The sequence below is a fragment of the Bradyrhizobium sp. 61 genome, assembly GCF_023073075.1.
Lineage (GTDB): Bacteria > Pseudomonadota > Alphaproteobacteria > Rhizobiales > Xanthobacteraceae > Bradyrhizobium > Bradyrhizobium barranii.
In genome coordinates this window covers 528,615-545,071 of sequence record NZ_JADPIU010000052.1, presented here as the reverse complement: position 1 = coordinate 545,071, position 16,457 = coordinate 528,615, and the positions used below count along the sequence as shown (strand labels likewise).

The following is a 16,457-nucleotide window of genomic DNA, read 5'->3' as shown; positions in this document are numbered from 1 at the left end:
TCCTCCAACGGCATCGTCGCGCCATGCGAAGGTGGCGCTTTGTTCTTGTCTTGCGATGCCGTTTACATTGGACCAGCGGCGTGTCAGGCGCTAATGCCGTATCGGTATGATTTGAGGCGCATCATGGACCTGGTCTGGCTGGAGGATTTCCTTGCCATCGCCGAGGAAGGCGGGTTCTCGCGCGCCGCCCAGCGACGGCATGTGACCCAGCCGGCGCTGAGCCGCCGCATCAGGTCGCTCGAGGAGTGGCTGGGCACGCCGCTGTTCGAACGTTCGACCCACACGATCACGCTGACGCCGGCCGGCGAGAGTTTCCGCCCCGTCGCGGAGGACGTGCTGCGCCGGGTCCTGGTCGGACGTGAGGAAGCGCTCGAAATGGCGCGGCTGAAGGCCGAGACCATCACCTTCGCGGCCACGCATTCACTGTCGCAGACCTTCTTTCCGGAATGGATCCGCAACTCCGACAGCGCGCGGGCCGACTCGGCCGTTCAGCTCGTCGCTTCGAATTTCGCCGGCTGCGAGAAGCTACTTCTGGACGCGCAAGCGCATTTCATGCTGGCGCATTACCATCCGACGCTGGTGAGCCGGCTCGACATGGACCGCTTCCAGCGCGTCGATCTCGCGACCGACGTGCTGATCCCGATCAGCGCGCCGGCCGCAAAACCGGGCCGCGGTGGACGCAGCAGCAGAAAGGCACAGCCTCGTTACGCCCTGCCCGGCGCATCGGGCGCGCCGCTGCCCTATCTCGCCTATCACCCCGGCTCGGGCGTGGGGCGGCTCGTCACCTCGTTCCTGGCCGCGAAGGATTCGACGGCGTGGCTAGCGCCCGGCTTCGCCGCGCCGGTCATGCTGCTGGTCGACATGGCGCGCGAAGGGCGCGGCGTGACGTGGGCTCCGATGAGCCTCGTCCGCGCCGATCTCGACAGCGGCCGCCTGTTGCGCGCCGGCGGCGCGGATTGGGACATTCCGATCAGCGTCTCGCTGTTCCGCACGCGGGCCCGCATGACCCGGGCGGCCGAGAATTTCTGGAATTCGGTGCGCAAGGGCCGGCCGGGAGGAAAATCCATCGCCGCTGCGCCGCGGACCAGATGACCGTGTCGCGGATCAAGTCGGCCTTCGGGCTGCTTCGGCCGCAGATGCTTCTGATGAGCCTGCTCGCTGCCACAACGTTAGACGCGGCGCACGCCGGCGGCGCCTCCATCGCACCCGCCGAGCTGAAGGCGATCGGGACGATCGATGCGCGCTTTCAATCCTACAATATCGAAATGGTGGAGGTGACCGGCGGCCGGTTCTGGAAGCCTTATCCGCGACCAATGCGCGCGCTCGATGAGCGGGATCGTTACGGCGAGAGGCCGCCGATCGATCTTGCCAATGCGCGGCTGCGCAAGCTCGCCGCCGCTTTGGCGCCGGCCTATCTGCGCGTGAGCGGCACCTGGGCCAATGCCACGTTCGTTGCCGACACGGACCATGCACCGGCCAAGCCCCCGCCGGGATTCGACTCTGTGCTCAGCCGTCAACAGTGGCGTGGCGTGATCGACTTCGCCCGAGCCGTCGACGCGGAGATCGTCACCTCCTTCGCGATCAGTCCGGGTAGCCGCGATGCGGATGGCGCGTGGAAGACCGATCAGGCGCAGCGCCTGATCGACACGACGCGTTCGCTGGGTGGCCACATCGCGGCGGTGGAATTTATGAACGAGCCGACGCTTGCGGCGACGAACGGCGCGCCGCCGGGATATGATGCGGCCGCTTATGGCCGGGACTTCAGGATCTTTCGCGAATGGATGCAACGCGCGGCGCCCGAGACGCTGATCGTCGGTCCAGGTTCAACCGGCGACGCGCCGTCGCCATCCGGGTCGGGCATCACCACGCACGATCTGCTCGCCGCATCCGCCCCCGCCATCGATCGCTTCTCCTATCATCACTACAACACGCTCTCGCCGCGCTGCGGCGGCCGCGACGATCCGGCGCTGGCGCTCTCCTCGGACTGGCTGGCACGCACCGACGCGACGTTCGCGACCTACCGCGCCCTGCGCGACGCATTCGAGCCGGGCAAGCCGATCTGGCTGACGGAGACGGCAAACGCCGCCTGCGGCGGCAATCCATCGGACAAGACGTTTCTCGACACATTCCGCTATCTCGACCAGCACGGACGCCTGGCGAGGGCCGGCGTCCAGGTGGTGATGCACAACACGCTGGCCGCCAGCGACTACGGCCTGCTCGACGAGGGAACGTTCCGTCCGCGGCCGAACTACTGGGCCGCGCTGCTCTGGCATCGGCTGATGGGAACGATCGTGCTCGACGCGAACCCGGTCGCCGCGCCAGATCTCCATCTCTACGCGCATTGCCATCCGGGCATGCGGGGCGCCGTATCCGTGCTCGCAATCAACGCGTCGCGGCACGCATCGTCGACCCTGACGCTGTCACACCCCGCCGAGCGTTACACGATACATGCGAGGCGGCTGCAAGACGCGACAGTTCAGCTGAACGGCAAGACGCTCGCGCTGAGTGCCGACGACGAACTGCCCCGACTTGAGCCGCGCGGAACACCTGCAGGAGCGATCCGGCTGGTTCCGACGACCGTCACCTTCCTGGCGTTTCCGGACGCAGCAAACCCCGCCTGCCGGTGACCGCGCTTACGGCTTCAGCGCGTCGCGCGCCGTCTCCGGCGCCATCAGCGTCGCGATGATCGTGATGACCGACAGCGCGATGATGTAGACCGACACCGCCCAGTACGAGCCGGCCCATGCGAGCAGTGCGGTCGCAATCAGCGGCGAGAAGCCGCCGCTGAGCGCGGCCGCGACGTTGGCGCCGAGCGATGCGCCGCTGTATCGGACCTGGGTGCGGAACAGCTCCGGCATGAACGCCGCCTTCGGCCCGAACAGCAGCGCGTGCGTCAGCGTCATCGTGACGACGAGCGCGAACGTGATCAGCGCCGGCTCCCTGGTGTCGAGGAACCAGAACAGCGGAAACGCCAGCGCCACCGAGAACACCCCGCCGGCGAGATACAGCGCCCTGCGGCCGAAGATATCGGAGAGCCAGCCGGCGAGCGGCAGCGTCGCGAACTCGACGAGCGCGGCATAGACCACCGCGTTCAGGATCACCTGGCGAGGCAGGCCGAGTTTCGTCGTCGCATAGACCACGGTGAAGACGGTGAGGAGATAGGCGAGCCCGACCTCCGACACCGTGATGCCGATCGCGAGCAGAAAACTGCGCCAGTCGCGGCGCAGCACCTCCAGCACCGGCTGCGCCAGCACTTCCTTGCGCTCGACGACTTCCTTGAAATGCGGCGTTTCCGCGAGCTTGAGCCGCACGATGAAGCCGACGCCGACGAGCAGGATGCTGATCAGGAACGGCACGCGCCAGCCCCAACTCAAAAAGTCGGCCTCGGGCAGTTGCGTCATCAGGGCGAAGATACCGGTCGAGGCGGCGACGCCGACCGGAAAGCCGATCTGCACCAGACTGCCGTAGAAGCCGCGCCGATCACCGGCGTGCTCGATCACCATGACGACAGCGCCGCTCCATTCGCCCCCGAGCCCAATGCCCTGGACGAAGCGCAGGATGATGAGCAGGATCGGCGCCCAGACGCCGATCTGGCTGTAAGTCGGCAGGCAGCCGATCAGGAAGGTGCCGAGCCCCATCGCGATCATGGTCGCGACCAGCATGGTCTTGCGGCCGAGCCGGTCGCCGTAATGCCCGATGATCGCGCCGCCGATCGGACGCGCCACGAAGCCGACCGCATAGGTCGAGAACGCCACCAGCGTTCCGACGAAGGGATCGAAGCTCGGAAAGAACAGCTTGTTGAAGACCAGCGCAGCTGCCGTGCCGTAGATCAGGAAATCGTACCACTCGATCGCGGTGCCGAGCGCGCTTGCCCACACCACATGCGCCGTCGTCGATCTCTCCGCGGCCGCGGAGACCCCCGTTGCTGCCGTCATGCCCTGCCCCAAAGATTCCTGACGGCATCATGGCTAATCGTGTGGACGGTTGCAACCTGCGAGCGTGATGGCTCTCACAGGATAACTGCGCGAGATTTATACGCCGCTGCTCCACACCCGTCATTGCGAGGAGCTCTTGCGACGAAGCAATCCAGAATCCCTCAACAGAGAGAGACTGGATTGCTTCGCTTCGCTCGCAATGACGATTGTCGAAACAGATGCGCCCTGCCACCAGAAGGAACTCGCTATTCGCCATTGACAAACTCATTCGCCAATATCTAATTTACCCCCCCAGAATAACCAGCCGCGCCAAGCGGCCAATAAGAGAGGGATCGACGATGAGAGGGCTTTTGGCCTGCACCTTGCTCGCGGCCATGACTTCGGCTGCCATGACCACGGCGGCGCGCGCGCAAGTCTCCGATGACGCGGTGCGGATCGGCGTGCTGACGGATTTGTCGAGCTGGGGCCGTGACAACAGCGGGCCGGGATCGGTCGAGGCGGCCAAGATGGCGGTCGAGGAGTTCGGGCCGACCGTGCTCGGCAAGGCGATCGAGATCATCAGCGCCGACCACCAGATGAAGACCGATGTCGGCGTGCAGATCGTGCGCGGCTGGTTCGACAACGGCAAGGTCGACGCCGTCGTCGACATCCCCAACTCCGGCATCGCGATCGCCGTGCACAACATGGTGCGCGAACGCAACAAGATCGCGCTGCTCTCCGGCCCCGGCGCGAGCTCGCTCACCGACGAGCTGTGCAGCCCGAACACCGTGCACTTCACCTACGATACCTACGCGCTGTCCAAGGTGACGGCCTCCGCCGTGATCAAGGAAGGCGGCAAGTCCTGGTACTTCATCACCGCGGACTATGCCTTCGGCCAGCAGCTCGAAAAGGACGCCACGCGGTTCATCAACGAGATGGGCGGCAAGGTGCTGGGCGGCGTGAAGCATCCGACCAACACAGCCGACTTCTCCTCCTTTGCGCTCCAGGCGCAGAGTTCGAAGGCCGACGTGGTGGCGTTCGCCAATGCCGGCCAGGACACCGACAACGCCATCAAGCAGTCCGGCGAGTTCGGCCTGGTGCAGGGCGGCCAGAAGCTGGTCGGTCTCCTGATGTTCGACACCGACGTGCATGCGGTCGGCCTGAAGGCCGCGCAGGGCACCTACATGACAACGGCGTCCTACTGGAACATGGACGAGGCGACCCGCGCCTGGTCGAAGAAATTCTACGAGCGCACCAAGGTGATGCCGACCATGATCCAGACCGGCGTCTACGGTTCGGTGCTGCATTATCTGAAGGGCATCAAGGCCGCCGGCACCGACGATCCCGCCAAGGTCATGGCCAAGATGCGCGAGCTGCCGATCGAGGATACCTTCGTGCATGGCGGCAAATTGCGCGAGGACGGCCGCGTCATCCGCGACATGTATCTCGCCAAGGTGAAATCGCCCGAGCAGTCCAAGGAGCCGTGGGACTATCTGGAGATCGTCAAGACCGTGAAGGGTGAGGACGCCTTCCGCCCGGTCTCCGAATCCAAATGTCCGCTGCTGAAGAAATGAGGCCCGCGTGACCGGCAACGAGCGCAACGCAATTGAGACTTACGAGTGCGATGTGCTCGTGGCCGGATCGGGTGCCTCCGGCATGTCGGCCGCGATCACCGCGGGTTATCGCGGCCTCGACGTGCTGATCGTCGAGAAGGAGCCGCGCTTCGGCGGCACCACCGCCCGCTCCGGCGGCTGGCTCTGGATCCCCGGCACCTCGCTGGCGAAGGCCTACGGCATCGAGGAGACGCCGGAGCAGGCCCGCACCTACTTGCGGCACGAAGCCGGCAACAATTTTGATGCCGCACGCGTCGACGCATTTCTCAGCGCCGGCCCCGAGGCGGTCGATTTCTTCACCACCAGGACCGCGCTGCGCTTTGATATGCCGCTGGTGTTTCCCGACTATCACGCCGAAGCGCCGGGCGGCGCGCAGGGCGGCCGCTCCATGGTGACGCGCCCGTTCGACGGCCGCGAGCTCGGCGACCAGATCAAGACGCTGGGCATGCCGCTTCCCGAGCTCACTGTGTTCGGCATGATGTTAGGCTCCGGCAAGGAGATCATCCATTTCATGCGCGTGACGAAGTCGCTGACCTCGGCGGCCTATGTCGCAAAGCGGCTGTCGCGCCATTTGATGGACGTGCTGCGCTATGGCCGCGGCATGACCTTGACCAACGGCAACGCGCTGGCCGGGCGCCTCGCAAAATCCGCACAGGATCTGAAGATTCCGATGTGGCTGTCCTCGCCGGTGCGCGAGCTGACGGTCGAGAACGGCGCGGTGACCGGCGCCATCGTCACCCGCGAAGGACGCGAGGTGCGCGTCCGCGCGCGGCAGGGCGTCGTGCTCGCCTGCGGCGGCTTCCCGCATGACGTCGAACGCCGCAAGAGGATGTTTCCACACGCACCGACCGGCCATGAGCATTTTTCGCCCGGGCCGGCCGGCAACACCGGCGACGGCCTGCGCCTTGCCGAAAGCGCCGGCGGACATGTCGAGGATCGCCTGCCGAACGCGGCGGCCTGGGTGCCGGTGTCGGTGACCAAACGCAAGGATGGTTCGAGCGGCGTGATGCCGCATTTCATCGACCGCGCCAAACCCGGCGTGATCGCGGTGATGCGCGACGGCAGGCGCTTTGCCAATGAGGGCAATTCCTATCACGACTTCGTCCAGGCCATGATCAAGGCCGCAAAGCCCGGCGAGGAGATCGCCGCGTACCTCGTCTGCGATCACCCGACGCTGCGCAAATACGGCCTCGGCTGCGTGCCGCCGTTCCCGATGCCGCTCGGCCATCACCTCGATACCGGCTATCTCATGCGTGGCGACACGCTGGAGACGCTGGCGGCGAAGGCCGGCATCGATGCAACGGCGTTTACCGATACGGTCAGGCAGTTCAATGCGACTGCGCCGCAAGGGCACGACGCCGCCTTCGGCAAAGGTTCAAAAGCCTATAACCGCTACCAGGGCGACGCCATGCACGGCCCAAATCCCTGCATCGCGCCGATTAAGAACGGCCCGTTCTACGCCATCAAGATGGTGATTGGCGATCTCGGCACCTATGCCGGCATCGTCACCGACGAGAACGCGCGGGCGCTGGACGCCGAAGGCCGGGTGATTCCCGGGCTCTATGCCGCCGGCAACGACATGGCGAGCATCATGGGCGGCAACTATCCCGGTGCCGGCATCACGCTTGGGCCGGCGCTGACCTTCGGCTACATTGCCGGCCGTCATCTCGCCGACAGCGCCGCCAAGCGCAACGCGGCGTAAGCCACGCGCCAGGAGACGCATGAAGAGAGAAAGCCGCGGCATCCAGTCGATCGAAGTCGGCGGAGAATTGCTTCGCGCGCTCGCGAGATGCGGCGAACCGATGATGCTGCGCGATCTCGCTCGCGAGGCCGGCATGACGCCGGCCAAGGCGCATCCCTATCTCGCCAGCTTCTCCCGCATCGGGCTGATCGAGCAGGACGAGACCACCGGCCGCTACGAGATCGGCGCGCTGGCGCTGGAGCTCGGCCTGATCAGCCTGCGCCGCCTCTCCGGCGTGCGCATCGCGCGTCCGAAGATCGCAGGCCTCGCGAGCCAGATCGGCCATGCCGTCTCGCTCGCGGTCTGGGGCACCCACGGCCCGACCGTGGTGCAGCTCGAAGAGCCGGGCCAGCCCGTGCACATCGTGATGCGTGCCGGTTCGGTGATGGCGCTGCTGGAAACCGCGACCGGCCGCGCCTTTGCGGCGTTCCTGCCGGAGAAGACGATCAACGCCGCGCTCGAGAGTGGCCTCGACCGTCATGGCGTCGGCTACAACCCGAAGCGCGCGGTGAAGGGCGCGAAGGTCGCCGAGATGCTCACGGAGGTCCGCAAGCACGGCCTCGCCCGCGCGCTCGGCGATCCCCTGCCCGGCGTCAATGCGTTCTCGGCGCCGGTGTTCGATCATTCCGGCCATGTCGCGCTGGTGATCACCGCGATGGGGCCGGAAGGCACTTTTGATGCACGATGGGACAGCCCCATCGCCCATGCCCTGCGCGACTGCGCCGGCGGCATCTCGAAGCGGCTCGGCTACGGGATGACGATCGCGGCGGAGTGAGGCCTGTTAGGCCGGCGAAACGCGCACCTCCTCCGCGGAGATCGATCCGCTGTCGACGACGAGCGCGACGGCGCCGCTGGTCAATGGGAGATCGCCCGTGTCCTGAACGCTGAAGAGTTTTTTACCATCGACATGGGCTTCGATGTCGGTTCCGGCCACGCGCAGCTCAATCCGATATCTCCGGTCGAGCTGCCAGTCGAAGCGTTCGCTGGCGAGCACGAGTTCGTCATGCACGCGCTTGACCAAACGGACGCGGCCGCCCTCGGCACGGTCGAACATCAGCGCGTAATAGCGCTCGCGTCCCTGCACCCGCGCCGCGAGGCCCCAGGCGTTCGCCAGCAGCGGCATGATCTCGGACGTTACGCGATAATCCTTCCAGTCGCGCGTACCTTGCGCGATGAAGCCTAGCCCGTCGCCATTGGTAACGCGCAGGCCCTCCCAGCGGGTCTGGAACTGGCTGACATTGTTGACCCAGGCGTGCTTCCACATCGTGCTCAGATTGTTGTCCGGCCGCTTCAGCACGGTGTCAGGCGCGCCACCCCAGGTCAGATAGTCGAGATAGAGCGTGCCATCGACGCCGAGCGGATCGCGCGTTTCGATCTGCACCCCGATCTCGAAGATTGGATAGGCATGGGTCTCCGGGACCTCCCAGCTCAGCACGGCGTGACAGCCGCCGGTCAGCTCATGCGCATCGCCGTAGATCTGGATCAGCTCGTCGTGCTCGTCATAGACGCTGGAAAACAGTCGCACCGCCACTGTGCCGCTATCCGCTTCCGATTCAATCCGGCACTCCACCCGTTGCCCCGAATACAGCGTCGGACAGGCCACTAGCTGGTAGGTCGGCATCGTAAACACCTCCTTGTCGAAGAAGGTGGGGCTCGCAACGCGTGCCACGCGTCCGGGCGCCAGACGGCGGAAGTCGATCGCCAGACTCCGCTCCCCAGTGCGGCTGTGGCCGGCGACATTGCTGAGCTCGACCTCGTGGAGCCGTGCGGGCGAGCCGCCCTTCACGTGGAAGCCCTGCAGGCTGCCCGGAAAGTTGAAGTTGAAGCGCGCGCCGTCCTTGGCGACCGCCAGCGCCGGCGCACCGGCGAGCGCAAGCCCGGCCGCGACCAGCGACTGCGTCTCGATCACGGCGTCGGAGATCGCAGCGCCACCATCGGCCGTCGAGATGTACATGCGGTCGGCGATGGGGGTGCGGAAGTCCGGCCCGGCGTCGAGGCCGGCAAGTCCGGTGCGGATGCCGAACAGGCAACCGACATTGCCGGCATTGCAGTCGGTATCCCAGCCGGCCGTGTTGGCGATGCGCATCGCCTCCTGAAAGCTGTTGCCGCCGTAGAGCGTCGCCAGAATGATCAGCGCGTGGTTGGGCACGACATGGCAATTGCCGAGGAATTTGTCGTAGCCGTAACGTTCGGCGATCAGCGCACGGGTCCGTTCCCAGTCGTTGCCGTTGTCGCCGGCGTGCCATTCCCGGACGTCGTTGACGACGCGCCGGATCAGCGCGTCCTTCGGCACGAAGCCGAGCCCGACATCGATCAGCTTCTGCACGTCGTGCTCGACGAAGGCCAGCGCCTCCATCGCCGCGAGCAGTTTTGCGGCATGCACGGATTCACCATCATGGCTCACGCGCCCGGCCTGCTCGGCCAGATAAGCGGCCTGCTCCGGATTACCCGGGCTCACCATCGCCCAGCCGTCGATGAAGATTTGCGCACCGATCTGCTCGGCTACGGTCGTGCCGTTCAGCTCGATCGAGCCGCTCTGCGGCGCCGGGATACCGGACTTCAGCCGCAGATAGGCGGTGTGCTCGGTGGAATTGCCGATGCCACCCCACCACAGGATGGCGCGCTCCTCGACAATGTAGTTCAGCCAGGCTTGCCCGATCTGTCTCGACGTGAGACGCTTCGGATAGCCATTGTCGGCAAGCGCGCGGGGAAACGCAAAAGTGCCGGAGACGTCGTCGTCGGTGACGACGAGATGATGGGATCGCAACGCGACGTCACGACGCTCGTTGACATAGTAGTTGATCGGCCCGAGCTCCTTCATGATGCGCTCATAGGTCCAGCCCTCGAAGGGCCGGCCGAGGTAGACACCGATGAGCTTGCCAAGCACGCCGGCGTAGACCCGCTCCGCGTAGTCATGAGGAATAGCTGTCACGAGTTCACTCCCATATCCAATTACTTGGCTCGCGGGTCAGACCGACGAGCGCTTCATGATCTCGAATTTCAATTCATGGCTCCGGCCCGGAGCCATGAGCCCGCCCGGTTGCAACCGCTTGACCAGCGTCGCCGCCGCAAGCGCGCCGAGATCGAACTCCGGTTGCCGCACCGTGGTGAGCCCGAGCAGCTTTGCGACCGGGATATCGTCGAAGCCAGCGATTGCAATGTCGCTGGGGATCGAGAGCCCGGCTGCACGCGCCGCCTCCATCGCACCGAGCGCCAGCACGTCGCTCGCGCCGAACACGGCGGTCGGGCGATCGCCCTTTCTTTCGAGCAGCCGCTTCATCGCACGCGCGCCGGATTCCTCGGAATAGGCGCTGTCGGTAATGAAATCAGGCGCAAGTCCCGCTTCCCGCATCACCGCGCCGTAACCCTGCGCGCGCCGCTGGCTCGGGCCGAACTCGGCCTGGATCATCGCGATGCGCCGGTGCCCGCGCGCAATCAGAAGCCGCGTCATTTCCGCGGCCGCTTCGGCATTGTCGATATAGACGCTGTCGATCGCGAGCGGTCCGTCCGGCTTGTGCTGGCTCTCCAGCCGCACCAGCGGGATGCCCTTACGCGCGAGCACGGCGAGCTGGGGCGCCCTTAGATGAAAGAACGTTGCGACGACGCCATCGGCCCGTCCCTGGAGGAGCCAGTCGATGGCGCGGGCCTCGCCTTCCGGCCGCCCGTCGGTGTCGAAGATCAGGACGTCGTAACCAGCCGGCGCCGCGACCGTCTGCAATCCCCGGACGAGGCCCGGATAGAACGGGTTGGTGATATCTGGAATGACACAGGCAAACGTCATGGTCCGCGCGCTGCGCAGCATCCGCGCCGGATGGTTCGGCTGATAGCCGAGCTCCTGCGCGACCTGGAGGATGCGCGTGCGCGTCGCAGGCGGAACGGACGGCGTCTCCGCCTTGTTCAGGACAAGCGACACCGCGGCCTGCGAAACACCGGCCGCGAGCGCAATATCCTTCTGCGTGGGGCGGGCCGGCGCCTGCTTGTCGCGCCCCTTCCCCCGCTTCGTCCTCGTTGTTGACGTCGCCATTTGGCTTAGTTATACGTATTACTAAAGGAAAATCAACAATCACTGCCAATGACCTGAGGAAACCGAGGTTCATCGCCATGACCATGACCCGACGCCAGCTTGTTGCCGCCATCCCCGCTGCCGCGCTTGCCGTTAGCTTGCCGCGCGACGTTCGCGCCGAGGACGGGCGCAAGGTCGTGACTTTCTGGTTCGGCCAGGCGAATTCGGACGGCCAGGCCGCGCTGCGCAACGATCTGGTCGAGGCGTTCAACGCCTCGCAGGACAAATATCTGCTCCAGCTCGAGGTGAAGGGCGCCGCCGTCAACAACCTCCTGAAGGTCGCACTCGTCGCCGGTAACGGCCCGGACATCGTGCAGACAGCGGGTCCCGCCTATCTCACCGCGATCGCGAATGCCGGCCAGGTGCTGCCGCTCGACGATTTCGCCGAGAAGTACAAGTGGAAGGATCGCTTCCTGGCGCCGCTGCTCAACACCAGCGTCTACGGCGGCAAGCTCTACGCGCTGCCGCGCGACTACGAGTCGATGCACCTGTTCTACAATAAGGAGCTGTTCAAGCAGAACGGCTGGAAGCAGCCGACCAACCGGCAGGAGATGGAGGCGATCGCAGACGCAGCGCTCGCCAAAGGCATCATCCCCTTCGGCGCCGGCAATGCCGACTGGAAGGGCGTGAACGAGTGGCTGATGACGGTGTTCTTCAACAACGTCGCTGGCCCCGACAACGTGCGCAAGGCACTTGCCGGCGAACTGCCCTGGACCGCGCCGCCGTTCGTCGAGGCGGTCGAACTGTCAAAGGCGTGGTACAACAAGGGCTATTTCGGCAAGAACTACTTCTCGCTGACCATCGAGCAGAGCTTCCTCCAGGTCGTCAACGCCAAGGCGGCGATGGCGTTCAGCGGCACCTGGTCGTTCGGTACCAAATCCTACGGCATGTCGAAGCCCGACACCGTGATGGACGTCATGCCGACGCCGACCCTCGGCTCGGCCTTCACTGGATCACTGGTCCATCTCGCCTGCGGCGCGACGCTGTCGATCGCCAAGAACTCGCAGAATGCGGAAGGCGCAGCCGCAGTGTTCGAGTTCATGCTGACGCGCAAGTTCTACGAGACCATGAACCGCGACTGGCCCGGCAAATGGGCACTCCCGGTCAAGGACCTGCCGCCGGACATGCTCCAGGGCATCGGCTATCATCTATTCGAGAAGACGATCGCGAATCTGCACGAAGCGTTCAGCAAGGGGCAGTACGGCTTCACCACCTGGACGTTCTGGCCCGGCGCCACCAACTCCTATCTGATCGAAGGCATCGAGCAGGTCTGGCTCAACAAGATTACGCCGGACGCTTACCTCACGCGGATGCAGACGCTCTTCAGCCAGGAAGCAAAGGAAGGCAAGGTGCCGCCGCTGCCGCCGCGGACGGCCTGACGCACGATGTGGCTCTTCGCGCTTCCAGCGCTCCTGATTAACGTCTGCATCATCCTGGTTCCCGCCGTGCTGACATTCACGGCGGCGTTCTTCATGTGGGACGGTGTCGGAAAGCCGGCGTGGGCGGGACTGGCCAACTTCCAGAACATGTTCGCCGATCCCGTGTTCTGGTCGGCGCTGACAAATAACTTCATCTGGACGGCGATCTTCCTCACCGTGCCGGTCTGCCTCGCGCTCGTGATGGCAGCAGCGCTGCTGATGGCGCCGAAGGCGCGCATCGTGGTCCAGTCCATCATCTTCCTGCCGCGCATCATCGCTGTCGCAGTCACGGGCCGCATCTTTCAGGGCATGATCTTCAGCCCCGCGACCGGCGTCGTCGCCTGGTTGAACGAGCACGGCTTTTCGATCTCCGATCCCCTCGCCGATCCCGACCGCTCGCTCTATGCTGTCGCCGCGGTCGACATCTGGCACTGGTGGGGCTTTCTCGCGGTCGTGTTCCTGTCGGCGATGCGGCAGATCAGCATCGACCAGATCGAAGCCGCGCGGCTCGACGGAGCCGGCTTCTTTGCTTTGTTCCGCTACGTTCTGATCCCGGGCATCCGCCCGACGCTGACCTTGATGCTGATCCTGACCGTGATCTGGTCGTTCCAGGTCTTCGAATTCATCTTCATCGTCACCCGCGGCGGCCCCGCCTATGGCAGCGAGGTGCTGGCGACATTTGCCTACCGCCACGCCTTCTTCGAAGGCGATGTCGGCCAGGCTGCAGCCGCCGCCTGCGTCATGAGCCTGTTCGGCCTGTGTGCCACCGCCGTCTATCTCTGGCTCCAGATCACCGACGACGCGCAATCGACATGATCGGGGATCGCTGGAGCAGGACATTCAGCCTCGGGCTGATCGGCATCGCATCGTTCAGCTCCCTGCTGCCGATCGTGCTTGCCGTAATGAACGCACTGAAGACGACGGTCGAGATCGGCAGCAATCCGCTCGCGCTGCCGACCCAGCTGCACTGGGAGAATTTTTCCTCCGCCTGGCGCAACGCCCAGCTTGGCCCGAGCCTGCTGCACAGTGCCGAAGTCGCGATCCTGACCATTCTGATGGTGTGCGTCACCGCGACGCCCTGCGCCTATGTGCTGGCGCGGCAGAAGGGAAAATTCTGGCGCTTCATCACCTTCTACTTCATGGCCACGATCACCGTGCCCGTGCAGCTCTATCTCTACCCGCTCTACTTCATCTTCGCGAAGCTCGGGCTGGTCAATTCGATCCCCGCGGTGGCGCTGATCTACACGGCGATGTTCTCGCCGTTTGCAATTTTCCTCTTGCGCACCTACGCGCTCGCGATTCCCGTCGCGCTCGAGGAAGCAGCCCAAGTTGACGGCGCAAAGCCGTGGCAGACCTTCTGGTACGTGATCCTGCCGATGATGCGGCCCGGGCTGCTCACGGTCGCCATCATCGTCGGGCTGAACGCCTGGAACGAGTTCGTCATCGCCGTGACGTTCCTGCAGAACGACAGCAACGTCACCGCGATCGTGCGCTTCTACAATCTGACCGGCCAGTATTCGACCGACTGGGGCGAGATGCTGGCCGCAGCCGTCACCATCGTGCTGCCGATCGTTGCGATCTTCGTGCTGCTGCAGCGTCAGTTCATCGACGGCATGACGTCGGGCGCGGTGAAGTCTTGAAGCCCTACTTCTCCTTCACCGGCACCGTGTAGTTCAGGATCAACCGCCCACCATCCGGATAGATCGTCTGCCCGGTGATGTAAGACGCGTCATCACTCGCAAGGAACGCCACGACGGAAGCCACCTCGCTCGGCTCGCCGCCACGGCCAGCCGGCGTGCGTGACATCACGGTCTTGCGGGCATCCTCCGAGGTGTAGATGGACGACGCCACCATATCGGTCAAAATCGTGCCCGGCCCGACCGCGACGACGCGGATGTTGTGCGGGGCGAGCGCGACCGCGGCGACCGAGGTCAGCTGCTTCATGCCGCCCTTGGAGATGGCGTAGGTCGCAAGCGTCGGGATCGCCAGCAGCGCGTTCACCGAGGACATGTTGATGATGACCCCACCGCCGCCCTGCGCGATCATTTGCTTGGCCGCCGCCTGCACGCCGAAGAACGCGCCCTTCAGATTGATGCCGATGATTTCGTCGAATTCCTCTTCGGAAATCTCCAGGATGTCGCGGTTGCGGGCGACGCCGGCATTGTTGACCATAATGTCGAGCCGGCCGAATTCCCTGACCGCGGTCGCCACCGCGCGATCGACGTCCGCACGCCGTGCGACGTGACATGGCACGGCATACAATTCCTTGGGCTTGCCCAGCTCGTTGACGGTCTTCTCGAGCTCATTCGTATCGACGTCCGAGATGACGACCTTGACGCCGTCGTCGAGGAATCGCTTTGCGCACGCCTTGCCGATGCCGCGCGCCGCGCCGGTGATGACGGCGACCTTGCCGGATAGTTTCATGGGTCTCACTCCAGGATAGCTGCTTGAGCAGCGAGCTATCCCGGAGAGGACCCCGGTTCAAGCCGCCGCGAAGCCGAGATGAGCACGGAACCGGTTCTTGATAAAGACGGCATCGCGCGAGGGCAGCGAGCGCGGCGGATTTTCCGCCAGAACCTTGATGACAAAAAGCCGCGGGCCATCGGCCGGTCCGGCGATCTGCGCGGCGAGGCGTTGCACCTCCTCGAGCGTCCGCATGGTTCCGGTCGCGGCGAAGCCGCAGGCGGCGGCAATTGCCGTGAGATCGACGCCGCGGCCGGTGTGGCTCGCCTGCATGCCGGTCTCGCCAAAATGCTGATTGTCGATCACGACGATGTCGAGATTGCGCGGACGCGCGACGCCGATCGTGGCGATGCCGCCGAACCCCATCAACTGCTCGCCATCGCCCGTCAAGGCGAGGACGCGCTTGCCCGGCTGCGCCTGCGCGAGCCCAAGCGCGATCAGCGCGGCGCCGCCCATCGCGCCCCAGAGATAAAAATTGCCGTCGTGATCCCCCACGGAATGCAGGTCGTAGGTGGGCGAGCCGAGACCGGAGACGACCAGCGTGTCCTTGCGGTCCTTCAGGAGCGCGGCGACAGCGGCGCGACGATCGAGTTGAACTTGCATCGGCATCACCACTTCTTCTTGCCGATCAGGCGTTGCCCGATCAGAACCGCGATCTGCTGGTCGGACTCGTAGGCGAGCGATGCCGCCGATTCGACCGTCTCGACCAGATCCTCCGCCGTCTCCGCGCGCATCACTTTCAGGCCGATCGCTTCCAGCGACGGCTGCGTCGCCCGGCTCATCGGCACCTGCCACGGATTGAATTCGGCCCATTCGCCGCGCATGGTCACCAGCATCAGCAGCGGAAAGCGCCCGATCGCCGACAGCGACAGCATGTTGATGCAATTGCCGACGCCGCTCGACTGCATCAGCAGCACGCTGCGCTGCCCGCCGAGCCAGGCGCCGGCGGCGATGGCGATGCCCTCCTCCTCGGTCGTCAGCACGTTGGTGGTGACGTCGCGGTCGGCCGAGAACATGCGGATGAGCTGGCTGTGGCCGGCATCGGGAACGTAGGACATCTGCCTGACGTCGGCGGCTTTGAGGATACGATAGAGCTCGGACGGCCAGTCGTCGCTGCTGCGCGTTTCGGGATTCGGTTGAGGGCTGTGCACCGCGAGGTCTCCGTGAAATTCGAGCGGACCCTAGCGATTATTCCGCGCGACGGCTCTGACCGTCTGGCACGATCAGGTATTGAAGGATTGTATA

General features: G+C 65.0%; 14 protein-coding genes. 8 read left to right on the top strand and 6 right to left on the bottom strand.

What is annotated here, in order from left to right; translation table 11 throughout:
• Nucleotides 1-123 precede the first annotated feature (123 nt).
• Both IVB46_RS17570 and IVB46_RS17565 read left to right on the top strand, forming a co-directional pair.
• Entirely contained in the window at nucleotides 124-1,092 is a 969-nt protein-coding gene (locus tag IVB46_RS17570; RefSeq protein WP_247304422.1) for a LysR family transcriptional regulator, read from the top strand.
• Nucleotides 1,089-2,627, top strand: a complete 1,539-nt coding sequence (locus IVB46_RS17565; protein WP_247304424.1) for a hypothetical protein — start codon at nucleotides 1,089-1,091, stop codon at nucleotides 2,625-2,627. Before IVB46_RS17570 ends, IVB46_RS17565 begins: the two co-directional genes overlap by 4 nt.
• A gap of 6 nt (nucleotides 2,628-2,633) precedes the next feature.
• On the opposite strand, the gene IVB46_RS17560 is transcribed toward IVB46_RS17565, so the two are convergent.
• Nucleotides 2,634-3,935, bottom strand: a complete 1,302-nt coding sequence (locus IVB46_RS17560; RefSeq protein WP_247304425.1) for an MFS transporter — start codon at nucleotides 3,933-3,935, stop codon at nucleotides 2,634-2,636.
• Nucleotides 3,936-4,273: 338 nt separating this feature from the next.
• Between IVB46_RS17560 and IVB46_RS17555 the strand changes: the two genes are divergently transcribed.
• The 3 genes from IVB46_RS17555 to IVB46_RS17545 are packed head-to-tail and all read left to right on the top strand — an operon-like array spanning nucleotide 4,274 to nucleotide 8,043.
• The gene (locus IVB46_RS17555) at nucleotides 4,274-5,488 is read left to right on the top strand and encodes an ABC transporter substrate-binding protein (protein ID WP_247304427.1); all 1,215 of its coding nucleotides are present in this window, start codon (nucleotides 4,274-4,276) and stop codon (nucleotides 5,486-5,488) included.
• Between the two features lie 7 nt (nucleotides 5,489-5,495).
• Entirely contained in the window at nucleotides 5,496-7,229 is a 1,734-nt protein-coding gene (locus IVB46_RS17550; protein ID WP_247304429.1) for an FAD-dependent oxidoreductase, read from the top strand.
• Nucleotides 7,230-7,248: 19 nt separating this feature from the next.
• Nucleotides 7,249-8,043, top strand: coding sequence for an IclR family transcriptional regulator (locus IVB46_RS17545; RefSeq protein ID WP_085405267.1), 795 nt, complete (start codon nucleotides 7,249-7,251; stop codon nucleotides 8,041-8,043).
• 6 nt (nucleotides 8,044-8,049) lie between these two features.
• On the opposite strand, the gene IVB46_RS17540 is transcribed toward IVB46_RS17545, so the two are convergent.
• Nucleotides 8,050-10,200 (bottom strand): ADP-ribosylglycohydrolase family protein, encoded by a 2,151-nt coding sequence (locus IVB46_RS17540; protein ID WP_247304430.1) that lies wholly within the window; start codon nucleotides 10,198-10,200, stop codon nucleotides 8,050-8,052.
• Between the two features lie 36 nt (nucleotides 10,201-10,236).
• Complete coding sequence (locus IVB46_RS17535; protein ID WP_247304432.1) at nucleotides 10,237-11,292, bottom strand: LacI family DNA-binding transcriptional regulator; 1,056 nt, start codon at nucleotides 11,290-11,292, stop codon at nucleotides 10,237-10,239.
• A 77-nt stretch (nucleotides 11,293-11,369) separates the two neighbouring features.
• On the opposite strand from IVB46_RS17535, the gene IVB46_RS17530 reads away from it, so the two are divergent.
• The 3 genes from IVB46_RS17530 to IVB46_RS17520 are packed head-to-tail and all read left to right on the top strand — an operon-like array spanning nucleotide 11,370 to nucleotide 14,389.
• Nucleotides 11,370-12,710 carry an extracellular solute-binding protein gene (locus IVB46_RS17530; RefSeq protein WP_247304434.1) on the top strand — a complete coding sequence of 447 codons (1,341 nt, stop codon included), beginning with the start codon at nucleotides 11,370-11,372 and terminating at the stop codon, nucleotides 12,708-12,710.
• A gap of 6 nt (nucleotides 12,711-12,716) precedes the next feature.
• Nucleotides 12,717-13,565 (top strand): sugar ABC transporter permease, encoded by an 849-nt coding sequence (locus IVB46_RS17525; RefSeq protein WP_085405270.1) that lies wholly within the window; start codon nucleotides 12,717-12,719, stop codon nucleotides 13,563-13,565.
• A complete protein-coding gene (locus tag IVB46_RS17520; RefSeq protein ID WP_081369148.1) occupies nucleotides 13,562-14,389 on the top strand; it encodes a carbohydrate ABC transporter permease in 828 nt (275 codons plus the stop codon). Before IVB46_RS17525 ends, IVB46_RS17520 begins: the two co-directional genes overlap by 4 nt.
• A gap of 4 nt (nucleotides 14,390-14,393) precedes the next feature.
• Here IVB46_RS17520 and IVB46_RS17515 read toward each other — a convergent pair whose 3' ends face one another.
• The 3 genes from IVB46_RS17515 to IVB46_RS17505 are packed head-to-tail and all read right to left on the bottom strand — an operon-like array spanning nucleotide 14,394 to nucleotide 16,363.
• Nucleotides 14,394-15,173: an SDR family oxidoreductase gene (locus IVB46_RS17515; RefSeq protein WP_247304436.1), complete on the bottom strand. Its 780-nt coding sequence runs from the start codon at nucleotides 15,171-15,173 to the stop codon at nucleotides 14,394-14,396.
• A gap of 57 nt (nucleotides 15,174-15,230) precedes the next feature.
• The gene (locus IVB46_RS17510) at nucleotides 15,231-15,821 is read right to left on the bottom strand and encodes a thiamine pyrophosphate-dependent enzyme (RefSeq protein WP_247304438.1); all 591 of its coding nucleotides are present in this window, start codon (nucleotides 15,819-15,821) and stop codon (nucleotides 15,231-15,233) included.
• The gene (locus IVB46_RS17505) at nucleotides 15,821-16,363 is read right to left on the bottom strand and encodes a thiamine pyrophosphate-binding protein (protein WP_063981353.1); all 543 of its coding nucleotides are present in this window, start codon (nucleotides 16,361-16,363) and stop codon (nucleotides 15,821-15,823) included. The genes IVB46_RS17510 and IVB46_RS17505 overlap by 1 nt, the downstream gene beginning before the upstream one ends.
• Between the last annotated feature and the right edge of the window lie 94 nt (nucleotides 16,364-16,457).

Bases quoted from the DNA above. Each gene is read 5' to 3' on its own strand.
- IVB46_RS17535 (WP_247304432.1), bottom strand. From the start codon at position 11,292: ATGGCGACGTCAACAACGAGGACGAAGCGGGGGAAGGGGCGCGACAAG.
- IVB46_RS17565 (WP_247304424.1), top strand. From the start codon at position 1,089: ATGACCGTGTCGCGGATCAAGTCGGCCTTCGGGCTGCTTCGGCCGCAG.
- IVB46_RS17510 (WP_247304438.1), bottom strand. From the start codon at position 15,821: ATGCCGATGCAAGTTCAACTCGATCGTCGCGCCGCTGTCGCCGCGCTC.
- IVB46_RS17560 (WP_247304425.1), bottom strand. From the start codon at position 3,935: ATGACGGCAGCAACGGGGGTCTCCGCGGCCGCGGAGAGATCGACGACG.
- IVB46_RS17555 (WP_247304427.1), top strand. From the start codon at position 4,274: ATGAGAGGGCTTTTGGCCTGCACCTTGCTCGCGGCCATGACTTCGGCT.
- IVB46_RS17530 (WP_247304434.1), top strand. From the start codon at position 11,370: ATGACCATGACCCGACGCCAGCTTGTTGCCGCCATCCCCGCTGCCGCG.
- IVB46_RS17520 (WP_081369148.1), top strand. From the start codon at position 13,562: ATGATCGGGGATCGCTGGAGCAGGACATTCAGCCTCGGGCTGATCGGC.
- IVB46_RS17570 (WP_247304422.1), top strand. From the start codon at position 124: ATGGACCTGGTCTGGCTGGAGGATTTCCTTGCCATCGCCGAGGAAGGC.
- IVB46_RS17525 (WP_085405270.1), top strand. From the start codon at position 12,717: ATGTGGCTCTTCGCGCTTCCAGCGCTCCTGATTAACGTCTGCATCATC.
- IVB46_RS17515 (WP_247304436.1), bottom strand. From the start codon at position 15,173: ATGAAACTATCCGGCAAGGTCGCCGTCATCACCGGCGCGGCGCGCGGC.
- IVB46_RS17545 (WP_085405267.1), top strand. From the start codon at position 7,249: ATGAAGAGAGAAAGCCGCGGCATCCAGTCGATCGAAGTCGGCGGAGAA.